This is a genomic window from Pseudomonas syringae pv. tagetis (genome assembly GCF_022557255.1).
GTDB classification, from domain to species: domain Bacteria; phylum Pseudomonadota; class Gammaproteobacteria; order Pseudomonadales; family Pseudomonadaceae; genus Aquipseudomonas; species Aquipseudomonas caricapapayae.
Genome location: NZ_CP092923.1, coordinates 1,144,352 through 1,163,129, shown reverse-complemented (window position 1 = coordinate 1,163,129; position 18,778 = coordinate 1,144,352). Strand labels below are relative to the sequence as shown.

Sequence of the window (18,778 nt, the reverse complement as noted above, 5' to 3'; positions counted from 1 at the left end):
CTTGAATGGCGGCGATTCTAGGCGGCGCTCGACGCGGCGATAAGCGGGGAGATATGTGAATCTTTGTTACTGAAACGGTGATAATCCTTTGGTCTGGATACATGCAACCGTTACTTCGTGTCACAATTTGCCATCTACCTAGAGAAGTACCCATGGACACCCTGCAAAACATGCGTGCCTTCAGCTGCGTGGCGCAAGCGGGCAGTTTTACCGCCGCCGCAGCCGTGCTCGACACCACCACCGCCAATGTCTCGCGCGCTGTTTCCAACCTTGAGGCGCACCTGCAGACGCGTCTGCTCAACCGCACCACCCGGCGCATTGCGCTTACCGAAGCAGGCAAGCGTTACTTGTTGCGCTGTGAGCAGATTCTGGCCTCGGTCGAAGAGGCCGAGGCCGAAGCCAGCGACGCCCATGCCCGCCCTGCCGGTCAGCTCAAGGTGCATTCCATGCCCGGCGTCGGCCAGCATTACGTGATCGACGCCATTGCCCGTTATCGACGCAACCACCCTGACGTCGCGTTCGATCTGACCATGACTCACCGCGTGCCGGACTTACTGGAAGAAGGCTATGACGTGTCGATCGTGCTGGCCAGCGAACTGGCAGACTCCGGTTTTGTGTCCCAGCGCCTGGGCATCACCTACAGCATCGTGTGTGCATCACCCGAATACGTCAAAACGTTCGGCATGGCGCACAAGCCTGCAGACCTGTTGAATCATGCGTGCCTGCGCCTGGTCAGCCCGGTGTTCCCGCTGGACAAATGGCTATTCGACGGCCCTGAAGGCCAGGAGATGGTCACCATCAACAGCTCGCCGCTGCTGGTCAACTCTGCGGATGCCATGAAAACCGCCATCTCCAGCGGCATGGGGATCGGCATACTGCCGATCTACTCGGCAATCGAAGGTCTGCGTAACGGCACGCTGGTGCGAGTGTTGTCTGATTACCGCTCGCAGGAACTCAACCTGTACGCCATCTACCCGTCCCGCCAGTACCTGGATGCCAAGATCAGAACCTGGGTCGAATACCTGCGCGGTTCTCTGCCGGAAATTCTCGCGGCCGACGAAGCCGATCTGCACGTGCAGGCACTCAAGTCCTCGTTCTGACATCGTACAACTGCAAAAAGCGGCTGCCAAAGAGCGGAGAGGAATGTTAGCGTGCTACTCATTCAACCGCTCAAGAGTGACTGCCCAATGAAAAAAACTGTACTCGCCTTCAGCCGTGTTTCTCCTGAAATGGCCGAGCGTCTGGCGCAAGACTTCAACGTGATCGTGCCCAATCCCAAGCAGGGAGACATCAACGCCCAGTTTGACGAAGCCTTGCCTGAATCCCACGGGCTGATCGGCGCAGGCCGCAGGCTGGGTCGTGAGCAACTGCAAAACGCCAGCAAGCTGGAGGTGGTTTCCAGTATCTCGGTGGGTTACGACAACTACGATGTCGACTACCTGAGCGAGCGCGGCATTCTGCTCACCAACACGCCGGACGTACTGACCGAAAGCACCGCAGACCTGGGTTTCTCGTTGATCATGAGCAGCGCCCGCCGCGTCGCCGAACTGGACGCCTATACCAAGGCCGGACAGTGGACACGCAGCATCGAGCCTCCGCATTTCGGCACCGACGTGCATGGCAAGACACTGGGTATCGTCGGCATGGGCAACATCGGCGCAGCCATCGCCCGCCGCGGTCGCCTGGGCTTCAATATGCCGATTCTGTATAGCGGCAACAGCCGCAAAAGCGAACTCGAACAGGAACTGGGCGCACAGTTTCGCAGCCTGGACCAATTGCTGGCCGAGGCGGATTTCGTCTGTCTGGTGGTGCCGCTGAGTGAAAAGACCAAACACCTGATCGGCCGCCGCGAACTGAGCCTGATGAAGCCCGGCGCAATCCTGATCAACATCGCCCGCGGCCCGATTGTCGACGAGCCTGCGTTGATCGAGGCTTTGCAGAACGGCACCATTCGCGGTGCCGGTCTGGACGTTTATGAAAAAGAGCCGCTGAAAGAATCCCCACTGTTCCAGCTCAAGAACGCTGTCACGCTGCCACACATCGGTTCGGCCACCACTGAAACCCGTCAGGCCATGGCCGACCGCGCCTGCGGCAATCTGCGCAGTGCATTGCTGGGTGAACGACCGCAGGATCTGGTCAATCCGCAGGTGTGGAAAGGCTGATTGAAAGCGGCGCGCGGCCAACGGAGGCAGCGCGCTGCTGCGCTCCCTTACTTCACAGCGTGCACGGATGGAGAAGTGGGCACCTGTAGTTGAGTTGCCGGAATGAGCACGTACAACTGGTTGGCAGTGTTGTCATAAGCCGCCTGACCAAAGAAAGTGCTGTCTTTCGAGGCGGTCACGAAGGTACGCGACTCCAGGCTCTGCAGACGCGCAAACCCGGGAGTCAGGTAGTCATCGCGAAGGGACCAGCGATCGCTGTTGTTCTTGACCTGGCACGCAGTCAGCTTCAAGCCGTCGCGCAGACAGCGGGTGTCATCCAGGCTGACGATATTGATGTAAGGGCCTGGGAGCTCACCGGGCTCATTCAGTGGATTGATCCGCCAAAGCTGGCTTGAGTCGTTTTTACACGGCCGAGCGATGATATCCTCTCCACTGCGCGTCAGGCACCCTCCCGCACCGACGGAGAGAATAGCGTGCAAGGGAGCAAGGTCTTGCGAACCGATGATGTCAAAGCTCTGCTCAGGCCCATTCGAGTAGTCCTGAAGTGCAATCTTGCCTTCTGGTCCGATGGTCATAAAACCTTTTGATCGAACGCTATACAACAGTATTGAACCCGGGTGAGCAGGGTCCGGACGCTCGCTCCATTGAGCGAAAGGTAGATATTTGATGCAGATATTCATCTGAAGATTGCTATTCAGGCAATCATCATAGCGCGGTCCCGTCAGTGCAAAATGTATCTCCGAGGCTGCCGGAGCCGGAGGCATTGACCATTGCTGGTTGACGTCACCAGCGTTGCAGGTCTGCTGAGTCAGGGTATTGTTCGATGTGCGGGACACACACAAGCCGTTTAATCGGGAACGCAAAAACCGAGGGTTTATGAATGTCGCTCCTGCTTCGGCGCCCACGACTACCGACGACGTGAGGAGCGGATCATTATCAAGCCTTCTCTTATCGATAATCACGCCACCTCGCGAAAGTTCGACAAGTACTGGTTTACGTTGTGCAGAGATGTTGATCGTCGCAGAGATAACATTCTCAGCAGCAATGCTGCCGGAGTAGATGGCCCAGCCGTCTGCCGATCCATCGGCGTAATGAACATTCAATACATAGTTATTCGGTGAGCCCGACAGGTTCATGGCATCCGGCGCTTCGGTGCTACTCGGCGGACCGGCAACAGGGAGCACTCCAGCGAAATCCTTTACAGCAGCAGCGGAATAACTGGCCGTCGCCGCAAATACATTTCCGTAGTTGGAAATAATCGGCGGATATATCTGGGTGATTTTTTCTGCGTCGTGCTGCGCATCTGCCAGTGTCACCACTAGCGTCTGCACAGGAACGCCCTTCAGAAGAGGTTTATCTCCAGGCTGCAACAGTTTGAGCAGCGTGCCCCTGTCGTGAACAACCTGATCAATACCTGAGTCGATGACTTGCGCCGGGGCCATAACTGCTGGCGCGTCCGGGGTCTGAACAGTCTGTGGACGGGGCCGATGGTCGTCAAACAGGCCGGCATACTGCAAGCCTTCCGGGAAGCTGCCAAACCGCTGCTGTATCTGCAACATCTGCTGATGGGTAAAAGGAACAATGGCCTCGCGCCATTCGGCGGCGATCAGAGGACTTTCATTGCGCAGCGTTTCAAATTCATCAACCCGCGGAGCCGACGCCGTTGCGGCAGGTTTACCTGGCCACACAGGCCCGCCCAGAGCCCCCATTACATGGCCGAAGTAGTGATAACCGAGGTAGTCCACCTCCAGGCCATATCCGGCGGGGTCTGGGTGATAGTTGGGTAAAAATTTCAGATCATATGAACGGTACGCCCACTGTTCATAGCGCGGTGGTGTGTTATGTGAGAGGCCCAGCGCATGACCCGTCTCGTGCCAGAAACCCAAAGGCCTCCAAGGGTAGTTACAACTGTCGCCAGCGCAGCTTGCCTGAACGCCAGAAGGAAATGCCTCTATGTCATCAGGCACATCCAGCAATTGCCCCGAAATCGCCACAAACTGACCGGGCCGTTTGTCGCCAAGGTTTGAAGCCGCTCTCCAGTAATCACCCATTCCGACTTTCGCAGGGAGCGTCTTGTCGCCGAACTCGGCCCACTCATGGTAGTTGCGGTCCGAGGTGGAGTAACGATGAGGTTTGCCATCAGGACCACGAGCAACGATATAAGGCCAGTAGCCTTGCCCCGTGCCCAGAACCAATTGCCTGACCGGCAACTGCGAGAACATTTCACGGGCGGCAACGTTGGCCAGAACAGGATTATTTTCGGTGTCGAACTGATCCAGCACAGTCTTGCAGGTGCTCTGTTCCTTGAAAAGACAGCCCTTGATGTTCATCAGAACCAGCCCATCGCTTTCACTTTTAAGGAATACAGTTTTGCTCGGGTTCAACCTGCCCACCAAGTAGGGTTTGTTATCGACCATAAAACTGAACTCTGTTTCCGACGTGATCAACCCATAAGGAATCGTTGCTGAAAAAGACCTCGTTCCAAGGGTCGGATAGCTCCCGACGATGGCGTTACCCGAAAACGTGTCGCGCTCATCGTAAACCGCGTTTCGCGGGAACAATTGCGGCGAAGTCATGGGGATTGTATGGGTGAAATTCTGGTGCCTCAGCAACACACTCACCGCGCTGTAGTTCAATACCGAGAAAAGTGTAAACGTCACCAGAAGATCACGTCCCGGAACCAATAGCGGATCAAACACGTTTCGCTGCGCGCTGATGACATGTGTTTGTGCAAAATCGACTTGTCCCGATATCGGGGCCAGGTCGAGATCGTTGCGCAAGGGTAACAGCGCGGTTGCCTCCTGATTTTCCGGTTTACCAGCCTCCTGCGCCAGCAGCGACGAGCAGACCAGAGAGCAAACGAGTGAAAATGCCAGCGAACTGACACGCAAGAAAAGCCTGTCCATGAATGAGTCCTTTCAGGAATGAGAGCACCTCGAAAAGCTGCCCTCAGTCCTTGTGCCCATCCATGGCCACGAACCGCTGATGACGGCAGATACCGGTCCATAGTCGGACGAGTATTGCCGTCGCTCAACTAGCAAAAGTGCTGGGTATGACTCCTGAATCATCGTCTGTCAGGACACTCCTCCGGCGGCAATTCGCGTGGCAATCGCAGGTTTGGCACGCGACTTTCTGAACACCAGTACGTTGCCCCCCATCACCAGCACAAGCCCCACCAAGGCAGCCAGGGTCCACTGATAACCTTCAAACCATGTGGAGATGTTCAGCGCCACAATCGGAAACAACACCGTGCAATAAGCCGCGCGTTCCGGGCCCATGCGTCCGACCAGGGTCAGATAAGCGGTGAAGGCGATCACCGAACCGGGTACTACCAGATACAGCAATGAACCGACATAACGGGTGTTCCACTCAAACACGAACGGCGTGCCGCTAAGCAGGCAGTAGATGCCAAGAATGCTCGCGCCGTAGAACATGCCCCAGGCATTGGTGGTCAGCGGGCGCAGGCCGGCTTTCTGTTGCAGACTCGACAGCATGTTGCCCGCCGAGAAGCACAGTGTGCCGAGCAGTGCCAAACCCAGTCCGATCAAGGTCTCACGGCTGGCGCTGTGCCCGGACAGCTCGGGCCAAAACAGGCACGCCAGCCCCAGCAGACCCATCGCACCACCGGCAAGGACATTACCGGCGATTTTCTGGCGAAAGAACACCCGCGCATTCAGCGCATTCCACAGCGTCGAAGTCGAGAACACCACGGCGATCAAGCCGCTGGGTATCCATTGACTGGCGGTGTAAAAGCACATGAAGTTGACGCAGAACAGACAGACGCCCTGCGCCAGGCAGATCAACTGGCCGCGACGATTGACCGGTTGCAGCCGCTTGCTCAGCAGTAGAAACGCGAACAGCACCAGTGCGGCCAATGCGAAGCGATACACGATGGAGACTGGAATCGCGACATCGCCGAGTTGAAGTTTCAGGGCGATCCAGGTCGTGCCCCAGATCAGCACAGTCAGCAGGTAAAGCGAGAGGTTCATGGTGCAGGCTCCTTGGTGAGCCATCAGTCTGCTGCGCATCGGTCTGCGCCCGCTTGCACAATCTTGCGCATTTGATTGACGGGGTACTGGCAACCACGCTTGCCGGGAGTAGGATACGAAGCCTAGAGGAATCGTCATGCCCGCCATTGAATCCATCCAGGTCTTTCAGGCCCTGAACAGTTCACCTAATGCCAACCTTGAGCAGAGTGCGCCGCTGGGCGACGGGCTGGTGGCGGCGCTGTGGAACAATCGTCATGACTCGCAGGAGTATCACGCTCCCACCCACCATACCTTGTCGTGTTACATCGCAGACGGCACCGGCACGTTCAGGCGCGGCCAGCCCGACCAGAAAGGCTCACCGGGCAAACTGTGCGTGCTGCCCGCCGGGCATGAATCGGCCTGGGTGGTGAACGGCGAAATCCGTCTGGCGCATTTGTATTTCAGCCCGGAGCACTTCGCCCTGGGCTGCGTGACCCTGCTGGATCGCGAACCCCGCGAAATGCAGCTGCGTGACAACACCTTTCTTGAAGACGAAGCACAAGCCCTGCGCTTCCAGCAACTGATCCGCCTGAACTGGGCAGAACCCGGCGAACGTCTGCTGACCAGCAGCATGGCTCACGAGATGGTCAGCCATGCGCTGCTCAGCCAGGTGGGGCTGCGCGAAGGGCTGCGTTTGAAAGGCGGCCTGGCCCCGCACCTGCGCCGGCAAATGGTGGACTTCATCGAAATGCACCTGGCCGACCCGCTGAGCCTTGGTCAACTGGCAAACATGTGTGCGCTGTCGGAATACCACTTCGCCCGCATGTTCCGCGAAAGCTTCGGTTTGCCGCCGCACCAGTATGTGTTGGCGCGACGTATCGAACAGGCTCGCCAATTGCTGCGCAGCACCAGCAAACCATTGGGCGAGATTGCGCTGGCTTGCGGTTTTGCCAGCGCCAGTCATTTCAGCAACCGTTTTCGTCAGGCCATGGGGGCCACGCCAGGCGAATACCGGTTGGCGCTAGGTCAGTAGACGACTCATGGCGGCCAGAGGGCTCAGCAGCGCACCGCATCCTGCCAGCGCAAGCACCCAGCGCGGCCGGAACGGCAGCAGTGCAACCAGCAGCACGGCACTGCTCATCAATACAGCGAACCAATTCACCGTGCCCATCATCCAGCCATCGGCTTGAATCGCCGCCCATGACGACAATGACAGCGCGCCCCAGCCGACCAGCTTGAGCGCCCGCCGCCGATGTCCGGTCAACGGCCCTTTGAGCAACTCGCCGTAATGACGCGTCATGGACAGGCACAGGCACGTGAACCCCACATAACAAAGCAAGGCAGCCAACAGCATCAATGGCTCTCCTGAGGTGTGGCCTGCAAAGCAGCGCTGGCGGCTCTACCCGCACGTGCCGCCTTGAATTTCAGCGATGCCCAGCCCAGGAAGACTCCAGTGACCAGCGCGGTCAGGTCAAAGGCGGCCATTGCCCAGTTGCCTGACGTCAGCGCCCCCAGTAGATAGCCACCGCACGTCAGCAGGTCGAGCAGTGGCAGACCTGCAAACAGCAGCGCGCCCAGCCGCAATTGTTCGCGCCACGCGCTGCGCCCTTTACGCACAAGGGCGTGCACCGCTGACAAGGCCCACAACGTGAAGAACACGCTGACTTCCCAATCGGCACGCCCGCTGAGACCCGACGGCAGCAAACGATTGGCCCAGAAGAAGCTCGCCACGGCGATCATCAACCCTGACATGCTGGCGATATTGAGCACTTCCACCAGACGCAATTCCAGTGGCAGCACACCGGTTTTTGCGTGTTTGAGCTGGCGTTTACCCAGCCACATCACCAGCCCCGTGCCGATCATCGCGGTTCCGGCGACACCAAAAATGAAATACAGCCAGCGCAGCAGCGGTTCGGCGAAATGGCCCACATGCAGGCCGTACATCCCGCTCGCAATCAGCAGGGCAACCGGACGCTCGGCTGCTTCGTTCAGCAACGCACCGCTGGCACCGCTGAATGTCAGCGCCCCGCCCCGATCCGGTACGATGCTGCCCTTGTCATCACGCGTCAGCAATACCGACGCGGTGCTGTCGCCCGGGTTGTTGACGATCACCCGACCAACCTGACCGCTGTCCCACTTTGCGTTCGCGGCGTTGACCAGCGGTGCAAGTGCCACCAGCGGCGCAGGTTTGCCTTCTGGCTTGACCAGTTCCGGGGACGGATAGGCTTCGCGGTAGAACGCCTGAACAGTGTCGTACTGGCTAAGGATGCTCGCGGGCATCACCATCGACATGAAAATCACCAGGCTGCTGTAGGTGATCATCAGGTGAAACGGCAACACCAGCACGCCCAACGCGTTATGCCCGTCGAGCCAGGAGCGCTGGCCCTTGCGCGGACGAAACGTGAAGAACTCCTTGAAAACCTTCTTGTGAATGATGATCCCGGTGATCAAGGCGACGAACATTGCCATCGCCGCACTGGTTGCCAGCCAGCGGCCCCATGGATAGGGCATCTGCAACTGGTAGTGAAACCGGTAGAAGAAATCGCCGCCGCGTGTGTCGCGCGCCTGTACCTCGCTGCCGGTGTGCGGATCGAGCAGTTTGCGTACGAAGTTATTGCGCTGCCCCTGCTTGCCTTCGGGCAGCCAGCCGACCGTCAGACCCGGCGTGCGCGCGTCGGGCAGGCTGATGAACCAGCGCGTGGCCCCGGCCGCGTGGTTTTGCAGGTAATGCTGCGCCTGTTGCACGCTGGCCCCGGCGTCAAGGGCGCGAACCGGAATCTCCGGCTGCATCCATTGGGTGATCTCATCCTTGAAATAGGAAAGTGTGCCGGTCAGAAAAATCGCGAACAGTAACCAGCCGAACAGTAAACCGACCCACGTGTGCAACCAGGCCATCGACTGACGAAAACCTTCCTTCATAGCAGCCACCGACCGCAGGCACAGGCGGCTCCGAGCAGCGCGCAGGGCGCCAGCACTCCGACCCAGGCCTGTAGGACCGTGCGGCAGGCAAAACACCAAAGCACTGCGACCAGATAGACGAGGAACGACAGCATCATCCCCGCCACAACCGATTCGGCACGGGGGATCGGCAGCCACTGCGCAACGCAGATGCTGACCACCGAGGCCAGCAGATAGCCAGCAAACACGGCAGCCAGCGCCCGTGAGGTGACGGCAAGCCGATAACCGGTTGCAAGCCTCTTGCTTCTGGCTTTTGCCGTGCGTTTTTCCGGCAGCGGGCGGCTTGCAGGGGTGACATCCATCAGAGGGTCTTCATTGATCCATGAAACATGAGAGCCGGATCACGCGCCCACCGGATGAGGTCGTGATGAATGCCAGCGCATGAGCCATTCGTCCCCGATCGGACAAATGAACCGCAATATTAATGATAAATATTCTCATACGCAAAAGAGTCTGCCAGAATCCACGCCATCAATGAGTCCCCGTGGATCGTTCCCCGTGCTGCCCATCGCCCACTCCGCTCTCAATCACACTGTCGAAAGCCTGTACAGGGCGCACAACACCTGGCTGACGACCTGGTTGCGACGCAGGCTTGGCTGTCCGCACAGTGCAGCAGATCTGGCCCAGGACACCTTCATCAAGGTGCTTGGCGCGCGCGACACGCCGCAGATCATCGAGCCCCGCGCCTTTCTGACCACGATTGCCAAGCGCGTGCTATGCAATCACTACCGACGTCAGGATCTGGAGCACGCTTACTATCAGGCGCTGGCTGAACTGCCAGAGTGCGTGGCACCTTCGGAAGAAGAACGGGTGATCATTCTCGAAACCCTGGTGGAACTGGATCAACTGCTGGACGGCCTGCCAGCGCACGTCAAGCGGGCGTTCCTGATGGCGCAGGTCGACGGCTTCAGTCACGGCCGGATTGCGGCCGAGCTGGGCATCTCCATCGCAACCGTCAAACGCCACCTGAACAAGGCTGCACTGCGCTGCTATTTCGCCTTATGAACCCTGACAGCGAATCCCTGAACAAATCCGACATCTCGCCTGGCGTTGCGCAGCAGGCGGTCGGCTGGCTGCTGGAAATGCAGGAAGGTGCGCTGAATGCCCGTCGTCAACAAGCCTGGCAGCTCTGGCTCAATGGCAACGCCGAACACCAGCGGGCATGGGCGCACATGCAGCGCGTCAACCAGCGCCTCAGCGGGCTGAATTCGCCGCTGGCGCATGCCGCACTCAACGCGCCGAAATCCGCCAATCGTCGGCATGCTCTGAAACTGCTGTTGTTACTGGGCGCAGGTTCGGCAGCAGGCTGGAGCCTGCGCGAGCAGATCGCGCTGCAACCCTTGCTGGCCGACTACAACAGCGGCGTGGGCGAGCAACGCAAGGTGGCGTTGAGCGATGGCAGTCAGGTGCAGTTGAATACCGCCAGTGCGGTCGATGTGCGTTTCGATGCACAGCAACGCGTGATCCGGCTGCTGCAGGGCGAAATCCTCGTGAGCGCCTCAGCGGACAACCGTCCGCTGAGGCTGTCGAGCGCCGAAGGCACGGTCAGGGCATCGACAGGCACCAGCCGTTTCAACCTGCGCCAGCTGGAGGGACGCACACAACTGGCGGTGTTTGCCGGTTCCCTGGAAATATCCCCGATCAGCAGGAGCGGCCAGGGTTTGATGCTGCGGGCCAGTCAACAAGTGACGTTTGGCCCTGATGCCTGGGACAACGTGCGCCCGCTGGACGCAGGCAGTGGCGCATGGGCGGACGGGATGCTGGTGGCGTCGCGCATGAGGCTGGCGGATTTTCTCGCAGAACTGGGTCGCTATCGCCGTGGACGTCTGCACTGCGATGCGAAAATCGCCGACCTGCTGATTTCCGGCAGCTATCCGCTGGCCGACAGCGAGCGCATCCTCGACATGCTGGAACTTGCCCTCCCTGTGCGCGTGCAGCGTTTTACCCGGTATTGGGTAAATGTGCAGGCGCGCGTTTGATCGTGATTGCTTGTTCCCACTTTCCAGCGCTCATGGTGACGTACACGTTCTGGAAAGCCCGGAATACGGGGCTGATCCTACGCCGATTATTGCGTGGGCATGCAGTTCGTGAAGCTCTGCGTCATACGGCGGCTCTGTGGCCTCAGGTGGATTTTCGCCTCTTCTGACTATCGTGCCGACGCTCCGCGTGGGCATGCAGTTCGTGACGCTCCGCGTCACACGGCGGTTCTGTGGTGTCAGGTGGATTTTCGCCTCCTCTGACTATCGTGCCGACGCTCCGCGTGGGCATGCAGTTCGTGACGCTCCGCGTCACACGGCGGTCTGTGGTGTCAGGGGGATTTTCTCCTCCTCTGACTATCGTGCCGACGCTCCGCGTCGGCATGCAGTTCGTGACGCTCTGCGTCACATGGCGGTTCTGTGGTGTCAGGGGGATTGGGGTTCGACTCGAATCGGTTTTTCGCCCCTCGGCGAGTTACTTTGATGGGGCCAAAGTAACCAAACCCCTCGGCTCCGTTTCCGGCCCGACTTCGTCGGGTTCCTTCGCCCTGTCACTGATCCGCGGGTCGGCGCAACGGGCCATCCATGGCCCGGTGCGGCTAGCCTGGGGTCCTGCCAGGCTACCCCCGGATCAGCGTCAGGACTCAGCCGTCACTTACGTCGCACTCTGCGTCGTCTGTGCCATCGCGGTTGAAAAGCGTTTTAAAGCAGTTGGGCTGAAGGCACGGATGACTATCGTGCCTACGCTCCGCGTCGGCATGCAGTTCGTGACGCTCTGCGTCACACGGCGGTTCTGTGGTGTCAGGGGGATTTACACTGGCCGGCTAAAATTTTTCAAGAAACGTGAGCCGTTTTCCACTCCTCGCGTGACAGACAGGGAAAGCATCTCTCAACCTTCCGGCCAAAGGACTTCTGCATGTCAGCCCGCCCTACCCAACTTTCACCGCTGGTGCGCACGTTGCGCCACGTCATTTTCGGTGCCAGCCTCTCGGTCGGCAGCTTGTCGATGGCGCAGGCAGCCGATGTGGCACCCAAGGCGTATCACATCGCGCCGAGCGAGCTTGAAGCTGCGCTGAGCCAGTTCGGTCGAGAGTCCGGCGTGCTGATTTCCTACGGTTCGCAGATCACCAGTGGCCTCAAAAGCCGTGGCCTGGAAGGTCAGTACACGCCCGAGCAGGGCCTCAATGCGTTGCTCGAAGGCACCGGCCTGCAGGCTTTGGCCGATGGCAATAACGGGTTTACCCTGCAACCGGCCAATGCCGCTGGTGCGCCCATCGAGCTGGGTGTGTCCACCGTAGTCGGCGACTGGCTGGGCGCTGCACAGCAGACCAACGTTTTCGAGCATCCCGGCGCACGTGACGTGATTCGTCGCGAGGAGTTCGAGCGTGTCGGCGCGACATCGGCGCGTGAAGTGCTCAACCGCATCCCTGGCGTCAATGCCCCGGACAATAACGGCACCGGCAGCCACGACATGGCGCTGAACTTCGGTATTCGTGGCCTCAATCCACGTCTGGCTTCGCGCTCTACCGTACTGATGGACGGCATTCCGGTGCCCTTCGCGCCTTACGGCCAGCCTCAACTGTCCTTCGCACCGATCAGCATGGGCAACATGGACGCGGTCGATGTGGTACGCGGCGGTGGCGCAGTGCGTTACGGCCCGCAGAACGTGGGCGGCATCGTCAACTTCGTGACCCGCGCGATCCCCGATGCCCCCACGCTCAAGGGCGGCATCCAGACTGAAACCAGCCCGTCGTCCAGCCACGATGGTTTCAAGACCACGGGCAATCTGCTGGCGGGCGGCACGGCGGACAATGGTCTGGGTGGTGCGATTCTGTATTCCGGCGTGCGTGGCGGCGACTGGCGTGAGCACAGCGACACCGAAATCGACGACCTGATCCTCAAGGGCAAGTACCAGATCGACGAGGCCAACAGCCTCAATGCCATGGCGCAATACTACGATGGCGAGGCACAGATGCCCGGTGGCCTGAGCGTCAGGGATTACGATGCCGATCCGTATCAGTCGACGCGTCTCAAGGACAAGTTCTGGGGCCGCCGCACGATGTTCAACTTCGGCTACCGCTACGAACAGGACGCGCGCGTGTTCACCGCCAACACGTTCTTCACCAAGACCCTGCGCAGCGGCTATCTGGACCAGGGCAGTTTCGTTTCCCTGTCGCCCCGCGAATACTGGGTGCGTGGTCTGGAAACGCGCTTCTCGCAGGGCTTCGCCCTGGGCGAGACCTGGCATGAGGTGGGCGTCGGCTACCGCTATGTCAACGAGGCCGGCCACGAACTGCGCTACCGCGAACCGGTAACTGGCAATCTGCCGACCACCGCCAGCCGCAACGACCGCGACACACGTGGCGCTACCGAAGCCCATGCGTTCTACATCGACGACCGAATCGATATCGGCAAGTGGACCATCACGCCGGGTATTCGCTACGAGATGATCGACACCGCGCAGAACAACAACCTGACCAACGCTCGTTATCAAGGCGACTACAGCACCGCACTGCCGGCATTGAACGTGCTTTATCACCTGAGCGACACCTGGAACCTGTATGCCAACACGGAAGGCTCGTTCGGCAGCGTGCAGTACAGCCAGATGCCTAACCGCGTCACCGGCGATGAGGTCAAACCGGAAAAGGCCCGTACCTGGGAACTGGGCACCCGCTACGACAACGGCAACCTGCGAGCCGAGATAGGTGCGTTCCTGATCAATTTCGATAACCAGTACGACAGTAACCAGACCAACGATACCGTTATCGCGCGCGGCGAAACACGCCATCAAGGCATCGAGACCAGCGTCAACTATGCGCTGGAAGGCCTGAGCCCGATGCTGGCCGGTTACGACGTCTACGCGACCTATGCGTTCGTTGATGCAACGATCCGTGAAGACGGCCCGAACAAGGGCAACCGTGTGCCGTTCTCGTCAAAACATAAAGGGACGATGGGCGTCAGTTACACCGAGGGGCCGTGGAAGCTCAATGTCGACAGTTCGTTCCAGAGCGATCAGTTTGCCGACAACGCCAACACAGCGACCGAGAGCGCCGATGGCAGCACCGGCAAGATCCCCGGGTACATGCTGTTCAGCACCCGCGCCAACTACGATTTCGGCCCGCAGCTGTCAGACCTCAACGTAGCGGTCGGAATGAAAAACATCTTCAATCGCCAGTACTACACGCGCTCGTTCGACGACAACAACCGCGGCAAGTACGTCGGCGAACCGCGCACGGTGTATGTGCAGACGTCGGTTGCGTTCTAGTTTCGGACGCCAGGGCGCGAGAGCAGTGTTCTCCCGGACACCTCTCGTCCCTCACGTTCCGCGTGGGAATGCCGTTCTGGACGTTCTGCGTCCGCTCCTGATTCGCAACCTTGCGCCAGGGTTGCGATTTTTTGCTGCGAAATATTTCTTACACATTGGGGTTGAATTGTCAGGCCATTGCCGCCAACACTGTGAATGAGCGCAAACGAAATCGATTCCGACAGGAATCATGCAGTCCAGCCTCGCACGAGCAAGCCCTAATAAGGATTAACTATGCAAATCCAGGTCAATAGCGATAATCACATCGAAAGCAGTATCCGACTGGAGGAGTGGGTTCGTACCACCGTTGAAAGCACGCTCGAACACTACGATGAAAACCTGACCCGCGTGGAAGTCCACATCCGCGACGAAAACGGCGACAAGCCTGGCCCGCACGACATCAAGTGCCAGATGGAGGCTCGCCCCAAAGGACACCAACCCATTTCTGTTTCCCACAAGGCCGATACGGTAGATCAGGCTGTGGATGGCGCTGCTGTAAAACTCGATCACGCCCTCGAGCATCTGTTTGGCAAACTACGCGGCAAACGAGGCGCCGCACCGACCATCCTCGAACAGGATGAAGATCCGGTCAGCCCGGACGCGTTGCTCGAAGAAGAATTTCTGGAGAAAGAGCAGGAGAAAGAAGCCGCTCGTCTGACCTGATGCTTCACTGACACGTTTTGCAAGAAAAGGGCGAACCGGCAACGGTTCGCCCTTTTTGTTTGCGATGGGAAAGCAAACGCGGCGTTGAACACAACTCACAGCCTCGTGAAACCGTTCGACGCGGATGAACACTTTGCCGCCAGCGTGCCCAACGCACTGATCATGCCCTGATCGGTGTGCACCACAAAAGGTCGTTGCACAGCTTTGGCAACCCTGCCACACCCGTTGCCTCGCAGCCACCTCGACCTCGGGTGCCGTCCATCGAATTTAACATTCGGTGCCGAGCAGCCAGAGCGCTGAATCTGACAGCCATCAGCGAGCAAAAAATCATGCCGCCCCCCCTCAGTCAGCCATCCATACCGACCAAGCGCTCAGCACTCGTCCAGCCGCTGGCAGCACGACGCTCAACGCCAGAACCTGAACAGCAGGCAAGTACGGTTTCGACCCCGCCGTTACGAATCTCTGGCGTCAACAACTGGTTGCAAAAGTGTCAGACAATCACTCGAAAAAGCCATGCGAAAACTGCATTCGCGAGAGAATCAGGTCATGTACGGGAGGTGCACACCGCGCGTTTTCGAGAGCATTTTTTTAATCGGATTGACCGGTTCGTCTGGCTGCAAAGCAAGCCATGAAGCGGCTGCGAAGTGCTCCCGCCTCGCGGCCTCTCAAACATCGTCCACGCAATATGGCCCGAACCATGCAGTGCCCTGTAGTACGCGCCAGGCAGCGGCCATCAGGACGGCCAATGGCTGACGCGAACTGAACGTTGTGAATGCGTCAAAGCGTCTCAAACAAACCCTGTCATCAACGCGCAAGACGACAGCAACACCGTCAGCAGCAAGCGCAGGAGTAACGCAACCGCTGATCAGTCGTCGAGAACCAAAAGGACTATTACCCGGTCAACTTATGCAGACCATTTAGCAGGTGAATGATATGGACAATCCTTTTCAGATGATCACGGATACTTTTCACCCCGACTATCGGGTGAATCTGAGCATTCAAGGACTGGACGGCAGCATCATGCTGACTTTGTCCAACGAATGTGGAGTCGTTGCCAAGCGCCTGATCAGCGCTGCCCAACGCAATGACCCACAACGCCTGCGCAAGCTGATAGAAAGCGTGCAATTCGGCATCGCCATCGAACGTGGCGACAGCGCGATCAAGATCCTTGCGGCCATGACCGACGGCGCGACGCTGAAAAAGACACCTGTCCCGGCCAATGGTCTGTGGCCGCAGAGTCACGCAACGGTGAATGCCGGGGTTTGATTCACACCTGCCCTTCCCCTCTGTGCAGTCCCGGTGTCGGCGCTGCATAGAGCAAGCACCTGTTGCCGCCGTTCAATACGCTCCAGTCTGCTTGCACGGACTTTTCCCCCAGTAAAACCGGCCTTTAGCTATGATTCCCCCTCCCGCCTCTTCAGCAAAAGTACAGATACATCCTGCTACAACAATCCTTGCGCAGAAACATTCGAGCGACTGGGCACCGCGTTCAGCGCCACTGCACCTGCGGATGATTCCGAGGAGGCAACATGTTCTTACGGTATGGGGTATTGATCGCATCACTTGCGATAGCGTCAGGCTGTGTTGAGGAGCGGGTAGTGCATGAACGACCGCACGTACATCATGAGTACGTTGAAGAAGTCATCGCGCCGCAACCACCCCCTGAACGGGTGATAGAAGTAGAACCGGCACCTCGTCCCGGCTATATATGGGCTCGCGGTTACTGGCACTGGAACGGACAGCGTTTCGTGCCGGTGCATGGCCACTGGGAGGCTGAACGACCAGGCTATCACTACATGCATCCGCACTGGGAAAGCGCGGGTGACGGCTGGCATTGGCATGCCGGGGTCTGGCTTGACTGATTGCTTTCTTCCATTACAACGTAATGGCGGCATCCTTCACGGGTGCCGCCATTGTTTCGATCAGATCTCGCCCTTTTCTTCCGTCACAGCGCCTTTGATGGTGCTGGACGAGTCGGGAATCTTCGCCGACGGGTATTTGTACGACGCGTAACGCACCACCAGAATCGCAAACGCCAGCAACAGAATGCCGCCACACAGGTAGATGATGCCGATGTCCGGCGGGTTGTGATGGGACACGTCGGAAATCAGCAGGCGAGTCAGTGCAGTGATCGCGACATAGATCAGAAAGCGCACGGGCATGTGGTTGGTCTTGAAATAAATCCCGGTCATCGCCCCCAGTTCCAGGTAAATGAACAGCAGCAGGATGTCATCGACCGTGACGTTGCCCTTCTCGACCATGCCCAGGAACGCAACCACGGATGCCCAGGCGGTGATCGCGCCGATCGCGAACAACGCCAGAAAGTGGAAGCTTTCGACGCAGAGATTGCCCAGCGACTCGGCCTGTGCATGCACACGGTGTCTTATCTTTACTGCCCATTTGTTTCCCATGACGCGCTACCTCTGAACCTTCGTTTATGCCGACCGGATGATGCCGGGTACTCGTGACGCCTGTGTGGCCTGCTTTTTAAAGCAGGAACAGGGCCATAGGCTATGGTTGAGAGCGCGACGGGTTGTCGCAAGGCACATTTGCAGCGCAAAAAGATGCCTGAACGCCACTATTCAGGCAGGGGTTGATTGGCACATGGCTTTTACTGTATAAAAACACAGTAATCACGAAGTCGCCTTCGCCGATGCGCTGGCGACGGGTCTTCATGCGGTGCCCGCTACACCTGACCGGCACGCTGGTCATGCACGACCGATGCTTTGCACACCCGCTGGTCAGAGCGTGAAGCGCTGAACGTCCGGGTCTAGCCCTTTCAACACTGGATAACACGACGAGGCCAAAATGGCTGTTGAAACCCTTTACCGCAGTACCCGCGATCTGGAGACTACTTTCGTGGACCGTAAACTCGCCGATGCGCACGATCAAATGCTCGAGCTGGCCGAGCTTCTCACCGACGTCCTGATCAAGAACGTACCGGGCATTTCGGAAAAGCATGCAGAGGATGCGAGTATCTACATGGCGAAGAATCGCGCCGTTTTTGCCGCCGCGTTCAAAAATAACGCCAGTGCGCTGAGCGAGCTGTCGGAGCCCGTCGAGTCGCAAGGCTAATTCTGCGCGGCACTGCGACCCTCCTCATTCCGAGGAGGTCGCTCATCCCTCTCTTCTAACAACTGGGCAACTGCCCTTAATGCTGCTACAACTCACTACTGCAGGCAGCCGTAACTTTCGTGGCACCCAAGCTAAATATTAACTTCCCGTCTACCTGCCAACGCCTCAAACTCGCCACACCCATAAAGTTCAACACCGCCATTATATCAACGCCAATTTTGTGAACCCCTTCGCTTCTCCTGTCATTAATCAGGCGTCAGTAATCTGCTGTAATGACGCACGCCTCAGCCCGACTATTTTTGTTGGAACTTTTTGCCATCATGGCGACTTCTGGAACACTAGCGGCCTTTGAAAACAGCTCAAAAGACTTTATCATACAGCGACAAAATCCCCGTATTCATTGGTCAAAACGGTATTTTTAAACATTTTAACCCTGTACTGACCGCTCTGAAAAAACAAAGTTCCTGCCAATTGTTACTTTGAAAAATACTTAACAAAAAGTTTTGCTTTATTATTTTGTTCTGCTAATAATCCCGATAATTCCGGGTATCAAGGCATATTGCTACATCACACTGAAGTGAACATCGAGCCATAAACTCCGATCTTCCCCGCCCGAGAAACTCATCAACTCGCAAGCTGGCCAAGCTGTTCTCAGCCTGGTTCTGCTGCTGT

At 58.2% G+C, this 18,778-nt stretch carries 16 protein-coding genes; 10 read left to right on the top strand and 6 right to left on the bottom strand.

Going from position 1 to position 18,778, the window contains the following annotated elements; all coding sequences use genetic code 11:
- Positions 1 to 152: 152 nt before the first annotated feature.
- Both MME58_RS05180 and MME58_RS05175 read left to right on the top strand, forming a co-directional pair.
- Entirely contained in the window at positions 153 to 1,100 is a 948-nt protein-coding gene (locus tag MME58_RS05180) for a LysR family transcriptional regulator (RefSeq protein ID WP_002552240.1), read from the top strand.
- An 87-nt stretch (positions 1,101 to 1,187) separates the two neighbouring features.
- A complete protein-coding gene (locus tag MME58_RS05175; RefSeq protein ID WP_054984403.1) occupies positions 1,188 to 2,162 on the top strand; it encodes a 2-hydroxyacid dehydrogenase in 975 nt (324 codons plus the stop codon).
- Between the two features lie 47 nt (positions 2,163 to 2,209).
- On the opposite strand, the gene MME58_RS05170 is transcribed toward MME58_RS05175, so the two are convergent.
- Positions 2,210 to 5,068 (bottom strand): TagA domain-containing protein, encoded by a 2,859-nt coding sequence (locus MME58_RS05170; protein WP_055005211.1) that lies wholly within the window; start codon positions 5,066 to 5,068, stop codon positions 2,210 to 2,212.
- Positions 5,069 to 5,236: 168 nt separating this feature from the next.
- Positions 5,237 to 6,151, bottom strand: a complete 915-nt coding sequence (locus MME58_RS05165) for a DMT family transporter (RefSeq protein WP_055005210.1) — start codon at positions 6,149 to 6,151, stop codon at positions 5,237 to 5,239.
- A gap of 136 nt (positions 6,152 to 6,287) precedes the next feature.
- On the opposite strand from MME58_RS05165, the gene MME58_RS05160 reads away from it, so the two are divergent.
- Positions 6,288 to 7,163 (top strand): AraC family transcriptional regulator, encoded by an 876-nt coding sequence (locus MME58_RS05160; RefSeq protein ID WP_055005209.1) that lies wholly within the window; start codon positions 6,288 to 6,290, stop codon positions 7,161 to 7,163.
- On the opposite strand, the gene MME58_RS05155 is transcribed toward MME58_RS05160, so the two are convergent.
- Genes MME58_RS05155 through MME58_RS05145 form a run of 3 tightly spaced genes read right to left on the bottom strand, consistent with a single transcriptional unit; the run spans position 7,152 to position 9,390 of the window.
- Complete coding sequence (locus MME58_RS05155; RefSeq protein ID WP_055005208.1) at positions 7,152 to 7,484, bottom strand: DUF3325 domain-containing protein; 333 nt, start codon at positions 7,482 to 7,484, stop codon at positions 7,152 to 7,154. The genes MME58_RS05160 and MME58_RS05155 overlap by 12 nt on opposite strands.
- Positions 7,484 to 9,025, bottom strand: coding sequence for a PepSY-associated TM helix domain-containing protein (locus tag MME58_RS05150; RefSeq protein WP_055005338.1), 1,542 nt, complete (start codon positions 9,023 to 9,025; stop codon positions 7,484 to 7,486). The genes MME58_RS05155 and MME58_RS05150 overlap by 1 nt, the downstream gene beginning before the upstream one ends.
- 20 nt (positions 9,026 to 9,045) lie before the next feature.
- The gene (locus tag MME58_RS05145; RefSeq protein ID WP_055005207.1) at positions 9,046 to 9,390 is read right to left on the bottom strand and encodes a DUF3649 domain-containing protein; all 345 of its coding nucleotides are present in this window, start codon (positions 9,388 to 9,390) and stop codon (positions 9,046 to 9,048) included.
- Positions 9,391 to 9,589: 199 nt separating this feature from the next.
- Between MME58_RS05145 and MME58_RS05140 the strand changes: the two genes are divergently transcribed.
- The 6 genes from MME58_RS05140 to MME58_RS05115 all read left to right on the top strand — a co-directional run bounded on the left by MME58_RS05140 (position 9,590) and on the right by MME58_RS05115 (position 16,893).
- Positions 9,590 to 10,093, top strand: a complete 504-nt coding sequence (locus MME58_RS05140; RefSeq protein WP_055005337.1) for a sigma-70 family RNA polymerase sigma factor — start codon at positions 9,590 to 9,592, stop codon at positions 10,091 to 10,093.
- Positions 10,090 to 11,067 carry a FecR domain-containing protein gene (locus tag MME58_RS05135; RefSeq protein WP_055005206.1) on the top strand — a complete coding sequence of 326 codons (978 nt, stop codon included), beginning with the start codon at positions 10,090 to 10,092 and terminating at the stop codon, positions 11,065 to 11,067. Before MME58_RS05140 ends, MME58_RS05135 begins: the two co-directional genes overlap by 4 nt.
- Positions 11,068 to 11,980: 913 nt before the next feature.
- Positions 11,981 to 14,329, top strand: a complete 2,349-nt coding sequence (gene fecA / locus MME58_RS05130; RefSeq protein ID WP_055007271.1) for a TonB-dependent Fe(3+) dicitrate receptor FecA — start codon at positions 11,981 to 11,983, stop codon at positions 14,327 to 14,329.
- A gap of 273 nt (positions 14,330 to 14,602) precedes the next feature.
- Positions 14,603 to 15,031 (top strand): HPF/RaiA family ribosome-associated protein, encoded by a 429-nt coding sequence (locus tag MME58_RS05125; RefSeq protein WP_054984411.1) that lies wholly within the window; start codon positions 14,603 to 14,605, stop codon positions 15,029 to 15,031.
- A gap of 933 nt (positions 15,032 to 15,964) precedes the next feature.
- Positions 15,965 to 16,297, top strand: a complete 333-nt coding sequence (locus MME58_RS05120) for a DUF3509 domain-containing protein (RefSeq protein WP_054984412.1) — start codon at positions 15,965 to 15,967, stop codon at positions 16,295 to 16,297.
- A gap of 263 nt (positions 16,298 to 16,560) precedes the next feature.
- The gene (locus MME58_RS05115) at positions 16,561 to 16,893 is read left to right on the top strand and encodes a YXWGXW repeat-containing protein (RefSeq protein ID WP_061447416.1); all 333 of its coding nucleotides are present in this window, start codon (positions 16,561 to 16,563) and stop codon (positions 16,891 to 16,893) included.
- A gap of 60 nt (positions 16,894 to 16,953) precedes the next feature.
- On the opposite strand, the gene MME58_RS05110 is transcribed toward MME58_RS05115, so the two are convergent.
- On the bottom strand, positions 16,954 to 17,442 hold the full coding sequence (locus tag MME58_RS05110; protein WP_054984413.1) for a phosphate-starvation-inducible protein PsiE: 489 nt from the start codon (positions 17,440 to 17,442) through the stop codon (positions 16,954 to 16,956).
- A gap of 397 nt (positions 17,443 to 17,839) precedes the next feature.
- On the opposite strand from MME58_RS05110, the gene MME58_RS05105 reads away from it, so the two are divergent.
- A complete protein-coding gene (locus tag MME58_RS05105) occupies positions 17,840 to 18,106 on the top strand; it encodes a YebG family protein (RefSeq protein WP_054984414.1) in 267 nt (88 codons plus the stop codon).
- The last annotated feature ends 672 nt before the right edge of the window (positions 18,107 to 18,778 follow it).